Raw genomic sequence first — 17,229 nt, forward strand, 5'->3', positions numbered from 1 at the left:
GGTTCATAATTTGAAAGATGATGCACCATTCGGTGAAGTCTATATTCCCAGCCGCTTTTGCAATCAGCTTAGGCACGGTTCGCCTTGCATACTGAGTTAACCCCTACCGTGCTGAACTTGTCTTCTTCGCTCACCTCGTTCTTGGCAAAGAATGCCGTCATGCCAAACTTAGCCTGTGAGGTTGCCATACCTAAAGCGGCCGCCGTATCCATACCTTGCATTCTGTCCGGGGCGGTACTGGTGGAAGCGTCACTAAAAGTCGGTGATTTAGGGTGAAAATGTTTCAGGGTTGATTCGAGTTTCATTATTACCCTTCCTCCCGCTGTTCTTTCATAAATACCAACTCCCTAACCTGATCACCGTTCTGGAGCATATCATTGAAATCCCCGTGATCGGGCCAGTAAACACTGACTTGCTCTAAGTCGTTGTGGGCGGATAAATTCTTTTGGGCGCATTTCCGGGCGGGGGGTTGACCTGTCGCGCTCTGGTCATAATCCGCAAAGATAATGAGATGCTTAACGCCGTTGGGAACAAGGAACTTCTCCATAAAGCCGGCGTTCACCGTTGACCATGTGTTTACGCCGTAAATCTGTTTGTACGACAAGGCAGTTTCAATACCCTCTGCAACCCTCAATGTGGACGCCACCGGAAATAAACGGATTGCCAATGATTGGGCGTGCTCGCGATAGCTTTCTTCTTATGCGGCATCCCGTTTTTTCTGTACGGTGATATTGGCTTTTTTATCGCCATCAAGGTACGTGTGGTGCAAGGAACACTCTTTCGGTAACGTTCATGAGCGTGATCTCGCCAACTACATTGATGAACAAAGAGAGCTTTCTGCAAAAGAACGTAGAAAAGATACAGTTTCAAAGGAAATAAGCGAACGAACCCGCCAAAAACTATCGGGGTGCTATCATTTCAGCACCCCTTATATCATGTAGTTCTTTGATTTATAAATTAATAACATCTATAGCATCTAGTGATCTTTAAAAGTCTGCGTGTAATATTATGATTCGTAGTGGAATTTTAACTCAACACTGTTATTGATGATAAAAATCGTTATTTATGACAGAAGAGCACCAATGATTAATGTTACGGCTATCCAACTCCCTACAAACGTGATATAGCTTATCCATCTGTTATTCATTTTTGATTTCCTTCTTTATTATTTAACAAATATCCAGAGCTGCACAGTAGTGGCTAACATCGATTATCAGATATCCAAGACAGCATCAGCATGACTTGATATATATTCGGTAATCGGCATAAATACCATTCCAATATTTATTACATCAATGATGCCGTCAACACTTTCCAATAATTTGAGCAATAAAAAAGGCCGACTAAGCGGCCTTATGATGCATTATTTTTAATGCATCTTTTTTAGATCTTCAGGTCATAATGGTTCTATTTTATTCACTTTTTGAAAGCTAGCCCTAGAATATTGATTGTCATCCGGCTCTTCTTGGGTGAGTTCAAATGATTGCATCGTGGTTTTAGTTATCTCTGTCACTATATAATCAAGTTTGTCCCCAGCTTCAAATTCCACATTTTCTGATTTATAGGTTAAATATATTTCATTACCTGAAATTGCATATTTCATTGTTCCTATTTCTTCTGAGTTTATCTCTCTTTCACTTGACTCACATAAGAAAGGGTAATAAACCATTTCACCGTTTACTTTGAAATTGAGCAAATAGTACCAACTTGCCAATTCAGGCCATAATGATGACATAACCCAAATTCCTACTATGTTATCTCTGATGTTTTTTCCGGTGACAAAGCACATCCACCAGCTAACAGCATTAGCATAATAAGAGAAATGATTTTTTTCATACCTGCCTTATTGATATAACACGGCATAAAATCAATCACCTGAACCTGATTCAGTCTGTTGTTTCTCAGGATACAGCGCAGCACTCCAGTTATTGTATGTACAAACAAATATAGAGGGATCTTTATTCGAGAACGGTGTAGCCATCGATTTAATCTTTTCCGTTAATTCCATGGATTCCAATGAAGAACTACCAATATAGGTTCCGCTGGGGAGGTGATGATTTTTTCCGTTAGGAAAACGAATAAACTGATTAAACTGATTTGCAGTCATCCTTTTATGTAATTTTTCATAGCCATCAGTACCCGTTCCATACAACTCCACACGAACCAAATAACTTGCCATTTTCCATTCCTTGCTTTGACTATTGAACGAACAAGTTATCAGTTTTTATTCACTATTTAAAGCCGAAAAAGAGAGGGAAATATTCACATTAATGACTATTTCAAGAATGGATGCGTGTATTATTTAATTATAATTCTTTTTGATATTCGTTGAAAAAAATCCATTCAGATTATCTCTAAATAGATAAATATTCATTCATGAATGATATTATCTTGAACAACAATTAAAACCCAAAGTATTTTCACATTCAGATTCTTTTTCACTAAGATATCTATCCCTATCGAGGTAGTAACGTGTCTTCCCTCCCCTTTTATAATTCAGATCTACCTCTAAAGTAATATCAAAGAGCAGCATATAATATGACATGTTAATCTTTTAACTTTCGATTTCAGAACCGAATCATCCATTTATTATTTATTAAAAACTAATACTGGTACTCAGACTTGAATTCTAGCTTTAGAATTAGGCATTTCCATTTCATCCATTACACTCATTTAATAAAAACATTTTGGTATTGCAAAATAATAACCTGAGCCCGTAAGGTATTCTAAATGCTGATTTCGGCTCCTATGCCCCCAATATGCCCAAAATAAGCCCCAAGCATACAATGCATGATATAAAATCCCTTTTATATCAATCCATAAAACACTTATTCGGGTTTATTGAGAATATGCTCTTCCCAGTCAACTACATCAGCTTCGCGCACAGCAATATACCTGACGGAAATACGCTCAGCGTGCATGGCTGATTTCGAACCATTAATCAATGGATGCCATGGCAATAATTTTTTCCCTTCGCCAATCAAACGATAGGCACAGGTTTGCGGCAGCCACTCAAAAGTCACCATATTCTCACGTGTCAGTTTGATACAGTCAGGTTCATACCTGAAACGATCCTCATAATTTTTACACTGACACGTCTTAATATTCAGTTGATTGCAAGCAACGTTGGTGAAATAGATTTCATCAGTATCTTCATCCATCAACTTATTCAGGCAGCACTGACCACAACCATCACACAGTGCTTCCCATTCTTGATCTGTCATTTGCTCCAGGGTTTTAACCTGCCAAAAAGGTTGAGACATAATTTCTGTCATTCCTCATGGTTAAATTACTCTGGTTGTCAAAACATACTCATTAAGAGAGATGCTTAGGTTATCACCAGAGTGTAATGGCCCTACGCCTTCAGGCGTTCCCGTTAAAATAATATCGCCCGGACGCAGGGTAAAAAAACGTGACATATAGCTAATCAGCGGGACTATAGGTATTCGCATGTCACTCGTATTGCCGTTCTGGCGCAATTCACCATTCACTGTCAAAGACAGTTGAGTATTTTGTGGATCACCAAAGGCATTCGCCGGGATAAAACCCGATATCGGGCACGAGCCATCAAATGCCTTGCTTTTTTCCCACGGTTGCCCTGACCGTTTAAATTCACGTTGCAAATCACGTAATGTCAAATCCAGTGCAACAGCAAAGCCCGCAATCGCTTGACTTACGCGTTCCTCATTAGCGTTTTTCAGTGTTGAACCAATCAAAACCGCCAATTCAATTTCATGATGCACTGAACCTAGTGTATACGGAATGGAAACAGGCTGACAGAGATCGCAAAGTGCCGTTTCAGGTTTGATGAATATCACGGGTTCATCAGTAGCCTGAGAACCCATTTCTTTCATGTGATTCTCGTAATTACTGCCAACACAAACGACTTTATTAGCAGGAAAATTTAACAATACCCCCTGCCAATCTCGATGCTGATACATAATATTCTTCCTTATCTGTTTCCAATACGCCTGGGCCAAGTTTTACACTCTGAGTTTCAGTGAGTAAGGAAATGGGTTCGTTGCGTGATACCATCTGCCATCATACCAACACTGAGGGCAAAGTAGTAAGAACGATTCCAATGCATAATAGTACGGAAATTTTGGGTGACCCAAAATGCTCTTTTGGCAGGAGCATCCGGGATAACAATCCAGCCCTTAGTATTTGCCGGTAAATTTTCCAAATGAGGCGATGACACCCCCAGCATCTGCCATTGAGCAATGGTTTTCCCCTGTTCAGTTTTGATCCCTTCCAGAGTCATGTCAAAATCCGCAGGCAAAGAAATGCGATATCCCCACGGTAAATCTTGCTGCCATCCTTCCTTGGCCAAATAGTTTGCCGTAGAGGCGAAAACATCGGTTTTGTTATCCCAAATATCAATTTTTCCATCGTCATCCCCATCTGCACCATAGGTTAAATAGGAAGTTGGCATAAACTGATTTTGCCCCATCGCCCCCGCCCAAGAGCCTTTTAGTGTTTTGTTTTCATCAATGTATTGGCTCTCCATGATTTCCAGCGCTGCCAATAATTGTTTGATGAAAAACACTTCTCGACGGCCTTCGAAAGCCAGTGTTGATAATGCGGAGATAACATCTTCTTTTCCCTGAAGTTTACCAAAGCCGCTTTCCAGGCCCCATAAAGCAACGATATAGGCTTCCGGTACTTTGTATTTGTGGCTGATTTTCGCTAACTGGGAAAGATGGTTTTTATATTGTGCAACACCTTGTTCAATTTTCCAGGTTGGCAAAACACGTTTCAGGTAATCATCCAAGGTAATTTTTTTTTCCGGCTGATTACGGTCAGCCTTAATGACCCGTGGAATAAAATGGATATCAGCAAATGCCCTGTCCAATGTTGTTTCACTGAAACCCTGCTCGCGCGCTTGCTGTTTCAGCAATGCCACATAAGCAGGAAATTGCGATGGTTCACGGGAATCCAATGGAAAATGTTGCACCAATCCCCGAACTTCTGCCTTTGATTGGGCAGTCAATGCAGGTTGGTTGTTCAACTGTTTATCACATAGGCCGGCAGTACATGATGCATTGCAACCTGACAGTAAGGTTGCCGTCAATAAAGTCATCCCAGTGATCAATTTCATAAATCAGTTCCTCAATTCAGGAGCACACAATTGCCAGCAATTATTTATTTTTTCATGGGTTCTAAATGCTCATTGAGCAAACTTTCCACTGGTGGGGGAACTTGCAAATAAAACCCTTTTTCATTCAGCGCCGTTTTCACTTTTTCAATATCGGCATTGGCCAGTTTTTTTCTGTCTGACAATGAAATCATCATTGAATATTGTGGTTCCCCAAAGGTTTTTAATAATTCTTCAGGAACGCGTGAAAAATCACCTCTTTTTTCAATATAAAGATATGTCTGGTCACGTTTTGGGCTTCTATAGATTACACAAATCATTGGCATAAACTCTTTTTAATTAACTCTGCGACTTGCTTGAATAATTCACTAACTATAACATGCTTATTATATTTAAGAATATCGTCTCCCAGATACTGTTACAGAAAACAGTTCCAGAGATTTTTGTGGGAAACCCTAACTTTGCTGAGTCAGAATATCGATGCCACAGTCGCCAATTGAGCTAAAAGGCAGTAATTTTACGCTTTCGGTTGTTCATCTGCATGATGACCAGCCGGAAATCATTCACAAGGCTATCCAGGAAAAAATGGAACAGGCCCCTGACTTCCTGAAGAATGCGCCTGTTGTTATCAATATAGCCAATCTTCCTGTTGACGCAGACATTTCCGCTCTTTGCAAAATCATCGAGTCGGTTGGGCTGCGTATTGTCGGCATTAGTGGTTGTCAAAACGAAGAGCAACGAAAAATAGTTTTAAAATCAGAACTTCCTTTACTAAAAGAGGGAAAAAGTCAAAAAGCTCTTACACAAGAAAATAATCAAACTGAACCAATTTTCAAAAAAACTCGTATAATTAATACACCTGTTCGTTCAGGACAAAGAATTTATGCGCCAAACAGCGACCTCATTGTAACAAGCAATGTGAGCGCTGGCGCTGAATTAATCGCTGATGGAAATATTCATATATACGGCGTGCTGCGTGGACGAGTATTGGCAGGCGCATCTGGTGATCAAGAGAGCCAGATTTTCTGCACTCATTTAAATGCTGAACTCGCTTCTATTGCCGGTCAATATTGGCTCAGCGAAAAATTCCCGGACGATTTTGTTGGAAAAGCAGCAAAATTACGTCTGGTGAACAATGAATTAACTATTGAAACTTTAGTCTAGCCCTTATAACAAGGAATCGCTTCATGGCACGCATTATTGTTGTTACATCTGGTAAAGGTGGCGTTGGCAAAACCACTTCAAGCGCGGCCATTTCTACTGGTCTCGCCCAAAAAGGGAAAAAAACCGTCGTTATCGATTTTGATATCGGTTTACGAAATCTCGATTTGATCATGGGCTGTGAACGTCGAGTAGTCTTTGACTTCGTGAACGTCATTCAAGGTGATGCCACTTTAAATCAAGCGCTTATAAAAGATAAGCGCACAGATAATTTATACATTTTGCCTGCTTCTCAAACCCGTGATAAAGATGCCCTTACCCGGGACGGCGTCGAAAAAATCCTGAATGAGTTGGATCAACAGGGATTTGAATTTATTATCTGTGATTCACCAGCCGGTATTGAAAGTGGTGCATTGATGGCGCTTTACTTTGCCGATGAAGCAATTATTACAACAAATCCAGAGGTTTCGTCTGTTCGCGACTCTGACCGCATTTTAGGTATCTTGGCGTCTAAATCACGCCGGGCAGAACAAGGCGATGAACCCATCAAAGAACACCTTCTTCTGACGCGTTATAATCCGGGACGCGTCAACCGTGGTGATATGCTGAGCATGGAAGATGTCCTGGAAATACTGTGCATTCCTTTAATTGGTGTCATACCAGAGGACCAGTCGGTTCTCCGTTCGTCCAACCAAGGTGAACCTGTCATTCTGGATAAAGAGTCTGATGCGGGGATAGCATATGCAGATACCGTATTACGTTTACTCGGTGAAGAACGACCTTTCCGTTTCATCGAAGAAGAAAAGAAGGGCTTTTTAAAACGCCTGTTTGGGGGGTAACGCATGGCTTTGTTAGATTTCTTCCTGTCGAGAAAAAAACCGACAGCCAATATCGCCAAGGAGCGGCTACAAATCATCGTGGCAGAGCGGCGCCGTGGTGACTCGGAGCCTGCCTATTTGCCTGAAATGAAGAGAGATATTCTGGCCGTTATTTGCAAATATGTGCAAATCAATCCAGAAATGCTTTCTGTGCAGTTTGAGCAAAAAAATGATGACATCTCAGTACTGGAACTCAATGTAACATTACCGGAGATTGAGGAATCGCTAAAATAGCAGTATCAAATGACGCTATTTAATTGAATACTGTGATTTTTCAGTAATAGATCGGGATGTATAACATCCCGATTTAAGTTGACAGCACCGTTTTGCATTATTGCCCTGAATAGTTCGCCAATATTTCAGCAACCGGTTCAGCCAATAATTGACCACGCCAGCCGCGGATTAATTCAGGCTGAGATTCTGATGATTTTAGTTTCCAGTGCCAATTGAGCAACTGATTGATTTGCCTGCGGGAAGCCAGTAATTCAGCACTAAAATGATGAGATTCACTCACCTGGGTCACTAATGATTTAATATCTTTAAATGCCTTGCGGTAGCCGGGATGATCAATTAAGTTCATCACTGGAGCCGGGCACGCCTCCTCTGAAATATCTTTACTCTCCGCGGCCATCGCCAGTAAGCGGCGACCATGGCAGCGAATTTCCTGCCCGCTTAATCCTAAGGCACTCAACTCAGCCAAAGATGTCGGCAAATAGCGGGCTATCTGCCATAAATTTTCTTCACGAACCACAAAATTAACCGCTAAATCACGCTCCCTCGCCTGATTTAATCGCCATGCAGCCAATTTTTGCAAACAAGCCAGCTGCCTTGGCCGCAATTGCCAGGCATTACCGATGTCTTTGTAAGCGCATTCTGGCAGTAATATTTCTTGACGGCGACGAGCTATCAGCTTGCTTTCATCCTTTGCCGCACCGAGATACCCTGCCTGTTCAGTTTTTTCCATCAGGATATCAGCAAGGGGCAATAAGTAATAAACGTCTGCCGCAGCATATTCACACTGCTTTTCACTTAATGGGCGAGCTAACCAATCGGTGCGGGATTCGCTTTTATCCAACTCTACATGCAGATATTCAGCAACCAACGTTGCAAAACCACATGACATTGGATGGCCAATAAACGCTGCCAACACCTGAGTATCAATCATAGGCTCAGGCAAACACTGGAAGCTATTTCCGAAAACCTCTAGATCTTCACTTCCTGCATGAATAAATTTCAATACATTCGGGTCAGTCAATAATTCCCTGAAAGGTTGCCATTGTGAGATCCCCAAGGGATCTATCAGAGAAAGCTGTTCTCCATCAAACAGTTGTATTAGACCTAAATGAGGATAATACGTTCGTGTGCGTACAAACTCAGTATCCAATGCAATTCTTGCTTGTTTTTTTGCCTGTTCACAAATCAACTGCAATTGGGTGTCGGTAGCAATCAACTGATAATTATAACTTAACAATAAAATATCCTTTAAATACATTGTATTACATGTAAATGCCACAGGAAAATATAACAGTGAATGCCGTTATATACAAACCATAAAAATCTCTGAATATCCTTCAGTTGGACAGCAATTTCTATAGTATTAAACATGCTTTCCGCTTGCCACAACTTTAACAAATCCGGTTCGCTGATACCTGTGTCTGATGCGATGAATGCGATGAAAATGTCGGTCATATTCAGCAGAAGCAAATCGCCAGACTATGCTCAGCATTAAAACAGAATTCACGCGGTCGTCCACGGTGATAAAAAAAGAAGCCCGAAACAAAGGCCGCCATGCCACCTGAACCGGCCACAGTGCGTGGGTGGGGGCCGCGCAGGACATGACCGACGGGCTACAGCCTCACCCAGATCATGCACGAAGGCAATTGGAAACAGCCCGAAACCGGGTTGGGTTATATCCGCAATATTGAGGCGAAAAAGAGTGTGATGATAGAGTTGGTTGAAGGAAAGTAATAAATTAGATTTCCTATGGAATTATTATTACCCAATTTTTCATTTTACTTTTTTTTCAATAAAAAATTGATAAAAATATAACTGAGCTGCTTCTTGGTACTTCACCTTTTTGGTATTCCATTTAAAAGATTATGTTTTTTATTATTTTCTAACCTGAGGTTATTGTAAGTAATATATTAATAATTATGGCTATAAAAAATATTATTTTCTGGTTTAACACTTAATGTAAAAAAGTTTCTTTCACATTACGAAAAAGTAGATTTTTTCTTTATAGAATGTTATTGTTTCCAGCACTAAATTTTATTTATTCAAACAATTAAATACCAACGCAGTATACCTTATATTATTATTCTTAAGTTAACATTCCTCGCTCTATATAAATAAAAGTAATATAAGTAGCTTGCATATGACCCTGATTGAACATTTATCCGTTGTTAAAGAAACACGCGCTGATATTAATCGTCAGTACGATCTGATTGATGTGATTTTCCTTGTCGTCAGTGCCATAAGGGGGTTGGTAGTACTCAAATCTAATTTGAGTCCGTTTGATTGGTTAGGCTAGTTTAATCTGCTTTAGGTTATAAAATGGTTAACTAAGTTTGTGTATACTCAATCTGAGTGCATATTGATAAGATTAGTTGGTATACAGTTAACTTACTTATTTATCCTATCCATTCTATGTAATTCCTTAACCTTCATTATGGTTCCATTTCTCCCCAAACCCCTAATTAAAAGGTATTAAAATGAAAAGACTATGTTATTACGCTTCATTAATGAGTATATTTATTTCTTTGATGCCCAATACGGGCTTAGCGAAAAGTTTAAAACAAAGCGACCCATATCCGAATCCACAATGCCGCATACAGGCTGAGAATATATGCCGACAGTATATTGATAAATCCTGGTTATATGATAGGTGTATGAAGATTGAATATGAAGAATGCATGGGGACGGGGGAATAGGCACTAATGTCGTGACCGAATCCAATGCCCTCGGCAAGTTGGGGTTTTGCGCCCATTTCATCGAAAAGTTCCATGATGTTAAAGTAAACTAAATATTTCATCATGTTGCCCAAAATTTATTAAATCCGGGCCTGAATGAGGAGGCCCTGCTCAACCTCCATACATTTATGAAAGGCAAGGAAGCCTTTGTGGACAACACCTGGCAGCAACTGATGAAGGCCAGCCGGTTATGGTGTCAATGGTGTATTGCCAAAGGGCGCCCGTATCTGCCGGCACTGCATGAAAGCAGGCTGGCACCCGCCACCATCAGTACGCCGCCATGCTGGACCTGTTACACCGGCAGGCAGGGCTGATCCCCGCGGGGACAGCCAGAAGGGAAACGGGTGTTAGAAAAAATCCACCGGGTGGCGATAGTGCAGGGTGAAAAAGCCGGCCAGGCGATCCCGTTCCGGATTGATACGGCATGGAACACGTCAAGGTTTGGTTTGATTGGCAATAATGCATTCAAAAAAGCCGGTAAAAAAACCGGCATTATGGTGATATCCTTCTCTTTCAATTGACTATTTTGCCAACGATTATCACTTAAAAGAGCTTGGATAGAAAAATAAGATTAATTCACAACAGCTTTATTTGCTTTTTCCAATTCTTCATTACGCAATTCTTTACGCAGGATCTTACCCACGTTGGTTTTTGGCAATTCATCGCGGAATTCAATGAGTTTCGGTACCTTGTATGCTGTCAGGTAACGGCGACAATGTGTTTTAAGTTCATCCTCGGTCAGGCTCGTGTCTTTACGAACTACAAATATTTTAACGGTTTCCCCCGAGTTTTCACTTGGAACCCCTACAGCTGCCGACTCTAATACTTTAGGGTGGGAAGCCACAATATCTTCGACTTCATTCGGGTAGACATTGAACCCCGAAACCAGAATCATGTCTTTTTTCCGGTCAACAATGTGGAAAAAGCCATTTTCATCAATGTTGGCAATATCCCCTGTTGCCAGCCAACCTTCTTTCAGTACTTCATCCGTCGCATCAGGGCGGTTCCAGTAGCCTTTCATTACCTGCGGACCACGCACCCACATTTCACCGGCTTCTCCCGGCAAAACTTCATTGCCGTCATCACCAATGAGTTTGAGTTCTGTTGACGCAACAGGCAAGCCGATACTGCCACTATAATGAGCCAAATCATAAGGGTTAGCGGCAACCAAAGGTGAACATTCCGTTAGCCCATAACCTTCCAGCAAGTGGCAACCAGTCAGGTTTTCCCACTTCTCAGCGACGGCTTTCTGCACTGCCATTCCACCGCCAACCGATAAATTCAATGAAGAAAAATCCAGTTTCTGGAATTCAGCATTATTCACCCAGGCGTTAAACAGCGTATTCACACCTGATAATGCGGTAAAACGATAGCGTGATAGCTCTTTGACCGTGCCATGGACATCGCGGGGGTTGGTGATCAGCAAATTCTGTCCGCCCAATTCAATAAAGAACAGGCAGTTTATCGTCAATGCAAAAATATGATATAGCGGCAATGCGGTAATAATGAGTTCTTGCCCTATTTTCAGTAACGGAGCATAACTGGCTTTGGCTTGTTCCAGGTTGGCCAACATATTGCGATGCGTTAACATTGCGCCTTTCGCTACGCCTGTCGTGCCACCGGTATATTGCAGAAATGCCAAATCCTCGCCATTAACATCGGGTTTGACATATTGCATACGATAGCCTTTATGCATTGCACTACGGAATGATATGGCATCCGGTAAGTGATATTTTGGTACCAACCGTTTAACGTATTTAACAACGAAATCGACAAGTGTTCCTTTTGGCCGCGACAGTTGATCGCCCATCCGCGTCAAAATAACGTGCTTAACTTGTGTATTGAAGACAACTTTTTCTAAGGTGTGTGCAAAATTAGAAACAATAACAATGGCAGATGTGCCGCTGTCATTCAGCTGATGTTCCAACTCACGCGGGGTGTAAAGCGGGTTGACGTTGACGACTATCATCCCTGCTCTTAAAATGCCAAACAATGCCACGGGGTATTGCAGCAAATTTGGCATCATCAATGCCACACGATCCCCTTTCTTCAGCCCCAACCCATTCTGTAAATAGGCAGCAAAGGCTCGGCTACGTTCTTCCAGTTTACGGAAAGTCATCACCTCGCCCATATTGATAAATGCGACTTGATCGGCATAACGCGCCACAGCATTTTCAAACATTTCAATCAACGACGAATAGCGGTCGGGATCGATTTCTGCCGGAACATCTGCCGGATAATGTTTTAGCCAGACTTTTTCCAAGTTGAATACTCCTGAAATCTAATTGCGATGTAACCACTGACCATAAAACAAACCAGACCTGTATATTTAACAAATTATTAACTCAGCGTACCAGTTTGGAAAGTGACAATGTTCAGGTTGGCGATATACATCACTAATTTAATGCGATCCATTGCTGCAAAAAAAATAAGGCAGCCTCCGCCACCCATATATTTTTTATTAATTATCAATTAGTTAAAACAAAAATAAACGAAAATGCTTATAATTTGTTGATTATACACTTATTTACAGATTTTTGACTTAAAGTCTAATGATTATTCCAAATAGCTATAAAAATAGCATATTAATAAAAAATACTTATTAAGAACATCATATATGACCGTTATCTCGTAAGATAACCTCAACATTTATTAGGTTATCTTACGTCATTTTCTTAATAGTGCGGTCAATTGGTTTTTAATCAGTCAACACTTTTTCAACTAATGCTGGCTGAAGTGGTGAAGAAATTCGCCAAAACGGGTCATAAGGCGTGCCATAGTAGTTCCATGGATCTGTGCCAGCAGAAGGAGGGAAAATGACCCGCTGTGATTCATGCCAACGTTTCAATCCCGTGACATCCACCGCAACGTAATCATAGGGACTATGACCAACCACTCCCTTTTCAAGCCCAACAACCCGACCAACAACAGTGACATAATGGTCTTTAAAATCGCTGGGCTCCAAGAAGGTTTTCACATACGCGTAAATACGCCCCAGAGAAGGTGCTTGCAAACGCGGGGCTGCATTATTTGCCAGGGGCATGGCAGAAATTTCCAACCGGGTCTGGTCTTTTTCGTTTAAAACACTCAGAACCTTTCCACCAAATCGTCCTTCATGCCCAATGTATAATTCAGGCATGTTCTTGACAGCAAACAAGTTTTCCACCGGTGTTTTGGTTGTCCCTTTGATAACGTCAGGAACACTTGAACAACCTGCAAGTATCAATGTTCCTAACAATATCACCGCTTGCAACATGCTTCGATTGATTGTTCCATTGGGCATAGTTCCTCCCACTCGGTATGAAATTGATAAGATAGATTAACTATAACTTATTTAACGACCGGGTAATTTCTTCCATGTTACTTCATTGCGTAAGTAAACGGGTTCAGCATGCTCAACCGCAGTTGCTTCTCCTGCTTCCCATTTCTGTAATGCCAGAGGGAGCATATCTTCTGCATGAGGTAAAGTAATGCCACTTACCAACAGTGTTAAAGAGGTATCCAATAATTGAGGATACGCCTCCCACCCTGTTCCAGCAATTGCCCACTCACCAGATAATGAATTCATTATCGTTCGGACTTGCTCAGGCTTCAGAACTGCTTCTGTTTCATCGCCTTCCCATTCATTCCGTGAATTGCGGGTATATTTCCCCCAATAAACTTCCCCCATACGCGCATCAATGGCAACCAAAACATTTGTTGCCCCTTTCAGGCGAAAAGCGCCCTGTGCCATCGTTTTTAAAGAAGAAACACCCAGCACCGGCAATTCAGCGCCCAATGCCAGTCCTTGTGCAATCCCAATCCCAATGCGTACCCCCGTAAAACTGCCCGGCCCCTGACCAAATGCTAATGCATCCAATTCTTGCAGGGTTATATGACTCTTCGATAACACGTCCTGAACCATGGGTAAAATACGTTGAGTATGCTCTCGTGGGGAAATTTCAAATTGTGTTTCAACAACACCGTTATTCCAAAGTGCAACAGAACAGGCTTCGGTTGCAGTATCAATAGCTAAAATCCGCGTGGACATGCCTTAACTCCGGCAAGAATAGAATTCAAAACAAAGGGCTATACTACCATAGCCCCGACAATTTTACCCTGACTGTAATGGGCGGGATTTGAGAAACTTGATTGCTTTTGATAAATCACGGGTACGGGGCGCCGGGGGCAGGCTGTTAAGAAAAACCTCGCCGTACGGACGCACCACCAACCGATTATCACAAATAATAACAACGCCATAATCATCAATATCGCGGATCAAACGTCCTACACCTTGCTTCAGGCTGATGACGGCATCAGGCAGCTGAACCTCATGAAAAGCATCTCCCCCTTTCAATTGGCAATCTTCAATACGCGCTTTAAGCAAGGGATCATCCGGCGCCGTAAAGGGCAATTTATCAATGATGACACAAGATAACGCATCTCCCCGAACGTCCACACCTTCCCAAAAACTGCCCGTGGCCACCAGCAATGCATTGCCAGAAGCAATGAACTTCGATAACAGCTGGCTTTTGCTGGTTTCCCCCTGCACTAATACCGGTAGCGTCATACTGGAACGAAATTCTTCCGCCAGACTACGCATCATTTGGTGGGAAGTGCAAAGAAAGAAACAACGTCCCTGATTACTTTCAATTAATGGCTTCAACATACGGGCCAGCCATTTTGCCCCGCCATTCTGATTGGGAGATGGCAAATGGCGAGGAACGCACAGCAACATCTGGCGTTGATAATCAAAGGGACTGGGCAGAAGCAATGTCCGGGCTTTTTTTAGCCCCAAACGTTCTGTGAAATGGTTAAGCTGTTCATTGACTGATAAAGTGGCCGAAGTGAAAACCCAGCATCCCGATTGTTCATGAATAATCTCGCTGAATTTGTCAGAAACGGACAATGGCGTGAGTGCCAGCAAAAAATGTCGCCCATGGCATTCAAACCAATAGCTATAGTTAGGCACTGTAACGTTAATGATCCGCTTCAGGCGATTTCGATAAACCGTCGCCCGCTCAAAAGCGGTATCCAGCATTGCGGAACGTCCCAAAGAAAGTTTCATCACGTCATAGCACAATTCCAAAGCATCATCCAACCGTATTAATGCACGTTGAATTTGTTGCTGTTGCAAGGCATCTCGGAGGTTTCCCCGGTAACTGCTTTCGCCCAGTAACAAGCGAAAATCCTGAGCGCTTTGAGTGAGGCGATCTGCACTTTTTTGCAATTGAGCCTGATCCCGTACGTCAGTGCGATAAGCCATAATGATATCACGTGATAAATCCATCAATTGGCGGCTACTGAGTTGTTGTCCGAAATATTGGCTGGCTATATCAGGAATTTGGTGTGCCTCATCAAAAATCACCACATCTGCCTGTGGGATAAGCTCGCCGAATCCGGTGTCCTTAACGACAATATCTGCCATAAACAGATGATGGTTAACGACAATCACATCCGCTTCCATCGCTTTGCGGCGAGCCTTGAGAACAAAACAGTCCTGATAATTCGGACAATCGCTTCCCAGGCAATTATCATTCGTACTTGTGGCTAGGGGCCAGACAGGGCTGTCTTCCGCAACATCATGGCAAGTACTGATATCGCCATTTTCCGTGTGCGTTGACCAGTGTTTCAGTTTGATGATTTCTGACAACATGTCAGCTTCTAGCTGAGAACTGCCCATTGACTGCTGTTCAATGCGTTCAAGGCATAAATAATTTGAACGCCCTTTCAACAGTGCCAGATTACCCTTAAAGCCCAAGGCATCAACGATGGTAGGAAGATCACGACTGTAAAGCTGATCTTGCAACGCCTTAGAGCCGGTGGAAATAATCACTTTCTTTCCAGAACGTAAAGCTGGCACCAGATACGCATACGTTTTACCAGTCCCTGTTCCTGCTTCCACGACCAATTGTTGCTGTTTTTCAATAGCAAGAGTAATGGCTGAAGACATTTCCCGCTGAGCATCGCGCGGTTTAAAACCCGGTATGGCTTTGGCAAGCACGCCATTTTTCGCAAAATCGTCTGACACGGACAGTCTCTTTCAATAAAATGATTCGAATAATAAAATATTTAATATAAACAAACAATTAATAAAAGACATGAAAAAATCATTAATCAAATCCATCAATAATGAGCACAAAACTCTTTCATTTTGATGAAAACCCATTATCCAAGTATCACCATTTGTAAATTATATTAAATATTATTTGAGTTTATTGACCTTCCCGTAAGGGGAAACTCTATAGTTTTTATCAAATTTACATAACCAAATAGGGTAATGCCATGAAAAAAATACTTCCTTTAGCTACTATTCTGATCACCGCGATTTCATTTGGCGCTTCAGCTAATCAAGCAAACTCCCACACTCACCCCGGCTCCTCAGAAACGACAACAGCCATGCAAAAGGAATTAAATAAATCAATGTCAAAAATGCATGAAAACATGGCTGAGAGCTTGAATATTGAAGATCCGGATGAAGCCTTTGCTGAAGGCATGATTGCTCATCATTTAGGGGCGATCGATATGGCTGCCATTGAACTCAAATACGGTAAAGATCCCGAAATGAAAGCATTAGCGCAAGCCATTATCAATGCTCAAGGTCCCGAAATTGAACAAATGCGAAAATGGCTTGAGAAAAGCAAAGCTAAAAAATAATTTCGCCATCAGACCGCTCTACCGTACACTCCCAACCCACCAAAACGGGATAAATCAACAGGAGATTTAATGACTATCAAACGTATTGATCCGGATACTCGCTGGTCAGAAGCAGTCATTCATAATGAGACTATTTATTATACCAGTGTACCTGAAAATCTGGACGGCAATATTACAGAACAAACCACCAACACACTGGCAGCCATTGATACCCTTTTGCTCCGCCTTGGATCAGATAAAAGCAAAATTTTGGATGCAACGATTTTCTTGGCAGACAAAACGGACTTTGCGGGCATGAATGCCGCTTGGGATGCGTGGGTTGTTGCGGGAAGTGCGCCTGTTCGCTGTACAGTTCAAGCCGCATTGATGAATCCTGAGTATAAAGTAGAAATCAAAGTGATCGCCGCTTTATAATTTGAATTTATCCCATCCTGAATAAGGCACCGGAGTCATTCATATTCGGTGCCTCTAATTCTGCAACATTATCCGG

20 protein-coding genes and 1 pseudogene are annotated in these 17,229 nt (G+C 41.9%); 8 read left to right on the forward strand and 13 right to left on the reverse strand.

Annotated elements, in window-relative coordinates:
• Positions 1–68 precede the first annotated feature (68 nt).
• From Xsze_RS16770 to Xsze_RS16805, 8 genes and pseudogenes are all read right to left on the reverse strand, one after another.
• Positions 69–305 carry an antitermination protein gene (locus Xsze_RS16770; RefSeq protein WP_051462328.1) on the reverse strand — a complete coding sequence of 79 codons (237 nt, stop codon included), beginning with the start codon at positions 303–305 and terminating at the stop codon, positions 69–71.
• Between the two features lie 2 nt (positions 306–307).
• Positions 308–775 (reverse strand): annotated as a pseudogene (locus Xsze_RS16775) (toprim domain-containing protein); the annotation flags it as partial.
• Between the two features lie 621 nt (positions 776–1,396).
• Positions 1,397–1,735, reverse strand: coding sequence for a hypothetical protein (locus tag Xsze_RS16780; protein WP_038235907.1), 339 nt, complete (start codon positions 1,733–1,735; stop codon positions 1,397–1,399).
• A gap of 132 nt (positions 1,736–1,867) precedes the next feature.
• Positions 1,868–2,179 carry a type V toxin-antitoxin system endoribonuclease antitoxin GhoS gene (ghoS, locus tag Xsze_RS16785; RefSeq protein ID WP_038235909.1) on the reverse strand — a complete coding sequence of 104 codons (312 nt, stop codon included), beginning with the start codon at positions 2,177–2,179 and terminating at the stop codon, positions 1,868–1,870.
• A gap of 649 nt (positions 2,180–2,828) precedes the next feature.
• Entirely contained in the window at positions 2,829–3,266 is a 438-nt protein-coding gene (locus Xsze_RS16790; RefSeq protein ID WP_209435269.1) for a YcgN family cysteine cluster protein, read from the reverse strand.
• A gap of 18 nt (positions 3,267–3,284) precedes the next feature.
• On the reverse strand, positions 3,285–3,941 hold the full coding sequence (locus Xsze_RS16795) for a fumarylacetoacetate hydrolase family protein (protein WP_038235913.1): 657 nt from the start codon (positions 3,939–3,941) through the stop codon (positions 3,285–3,287).
• A gap of 56 nt (positions 3,942–3,997) precedes the next feature.
• Positions 3,998–5,098: a lytic murein transglycosylase gene (locus Xsze_RS16800; RefSeq protein WP_099139148.1), complete on the reverse strand. Its 1,101-nt coding sequence runs from the start codon at positions 5,096–5,098 to the stop codon at positions 3,998–4,000.
• Between the two features lie 44 nt (positions 5,099–5,142).
• Positions 5,143–5,415: a YcgL domain-containing protein gene (locus tag Xsze_RS16805; protein ID WP_038235916.1), complete on the reverse strand. Its 273-nt coding sequence runs from the start codon at positions 5,413–5,415 to the stop codon at positions 5,143–5,145.
• Positions 5,416–5,575: 160 nt separating this feature from the next.
• Between Xsze_RS16805 and minC the strand changes: the two genes are divergently transcribed.
• Genes minC through minE form a run of 3 tightly spaced genes read left to right on the forward strand, consistent with a single transcriptional unit; the run spans position 5,576 to position 7,368 of the window.
• Positions 5,576–6,259 (forward strand): septum site-determining protein MinC, encoded by a 684-nt coding sequence (gene minC, locus Xsze_RS16810; protein WP_038235918.1) that lies wholly within the window; start codon positions 5,576–5,578, stop codon positions 6,257–6,259.
• Positions 6,260–6,282: 23 nt separating this feature from the next.
• Positions 6,283–7,095 (forward strand): septum site-determining protein MinD, encoded by an 813-nt coding sequence (minD, locus tag Xsze_RS16815; RefSeq protein ID WP_038235920.1) that lies wholly within the window; start codon positions 6,283–6,285, stop codon positions 7,093–7,095.
• A 3-nt stretch (positions 7,096–7,098) separates the two neighbouring features.
• Entirely contained in the window at positions 7,099–7,368 is a 270-nt protein-coding gene (gene minE / locus Xsze_RS16820; RefSeq protein ID WP_038235922.1) for a cell division topological specificity factor MinE, read from the forward strand.
• 97 nt (positions 7,369–7,465) lie between these two features.
• On the opposite strand, the gene rnd is transcribed toward minE, so the two are convergent.
• The gene (gene rnd / locus Xsze_RS16825) at positions 7,466–8,626 is read right to left on the reverse strand and encodes a ribonuclease D (RefSeq protein ID WP_038235924.1); all 1,161 of its coding nucleotides are present in this window, start codon (positions 8,624–8,626) and stop codon (positions 7,466–7,468) included.
• A gap of 882 nt (positions 8,627–9,508) precedes the next feature.
• Between rnd and Xsze_RS21860 the strand changes: the two genes are divergently transcribed.
• The 3 genes from Xsze_RS21860 (at position 9,509) to Xsze_RS22245 (ending at position 10,624) form a co-directional block, all read left to right on the forward strand.
• The gene (locus tag Xsze_RS21860) at positions 9,509–9,664 is read left to right on the forward strand and encodes a hypothetical protein (protein ID WP_156935871.1); all 156 of its coding nucleotides are present in this window, start codon (positions 9,509–9,511) and stop codon (positions 9,662–9,664) included.
• 588 nt (positions 9,665–10,252) lie between these two features.
• Positions 10,253–10,417, forward strand: coding sequence for a hypothetical protein (locus Xsze_RS22240; protein ID WP_156935872.1), 165 nt, complete (start codon positions 10,253–10,255; stop codon positions 10,415–10,417).
• Between the two features lie 30 nt (positions 10,418–10,447).
• On the forward strand, positions 10,448–10,624 hold the full coding sequence (locus Xsze_RS22245; RefSeq protein ID WP_156935873.1) for a hypothetical protein: 177 nt from the start codon (positions 10,448–10,450) through the stop codon (positions 10,622–10,624).
• A gap of 50 nt (positions 10,625–10,674) precedes the next feature.
• Here the strand turns inward: Xsze_RS22245 and fadD are convergent, their stop codons facing one another.
• The 4 genes from fadD to yoaA form a co-directional block, all read right to left on the reverse strand.
• Positions 10,675–12,366: a long-chain-fatty-acid--CoA ligase FadD gene (fadD, locus tag Xsze_RS16840; RefSeq protein WP_038235930.1), complete on the reverse strand. Its 1,692-nt coding sequence runs from the start codon at positions 12,364–12,366 to the stop codon at positions 10,675–10,677.
• 435 nt (positions 12,367–12,801) lie between these two features.
• Positions 12,802–13,386, reverse strand: a complete 585-nt coding sequence (locus tag Xsze_RS16845; protein WP_038235932.1) for a Slp family lipoprotein — start codon at positions 13,384–13,386, stop codon at positions 12,802–12,804.
• Between the two features lie 51 nt (positions 13,387–13,437).
• Positions 13,438–14,133, reverse strand: coding sequence for a tRNA (adenosine(37)-N6)-threonylcarbamoyltransferase complex dimerization subunit type 1 TsaB (tsaB, locus tag Xsze_RS16850; protein ID WP_038235934.1), 696 nt, complete (start codon positions 14,131–14,133; stop codon positions 13,438–13,440).
• Positions 14,134–14,196: 63 nt separating this feature from the next.
• Entirely contained in the window at positions 14,197–16,113 is a 1,917-nt protein-coding gene (gene yoaA, locus Xsze_RS16855; RefSeq protein WP_038235936.1) for a DNA repair helicase YoaA, read from the reverse strand.
• A 254-nt stretch (positions 16,114–16,367) separates the two neighbouring features.
• On the opposite strand from yoaA, the gene copM reads away from it, so the two are divergent.
• Complete coding sequence (gene copM / locus Xsze_RS16860; protein WP_038235937.1) at positions 16,368–16,739, forward strand: CopM family metallochaperone; 372 nt, start codon at positions 16,368–16,370, stop codon at positions 16,737–16,739.
• Positions 16,740–16,808: 69 nt separating this feature from the next.
• Positions 16,809–17,153: a RidA family protein gene (locus tag Xsze_RS16865; protein WP_038235939.1), complete on the forward strand. Its 345-nt coding sequence runs from the start codon at positions 16,809–16,811 to the stop codon at positions 17,151–17,153.
• Positions 17,154–17,229: the final 76 nt, after the last annotated feature.

Source organism: Xenorhabdus szentirmaii DSM 16338, assembly GCF_002632585.1.
In the GTDB taxonomy this organism is placed as follows: domain Bacteria; phylum Pseudomonadota; class Gammaproteobacteria; order Enterobacterales; family Enterobacteriaceae; genus Xenorhabdus; species Xenorhabdus szentirmaii.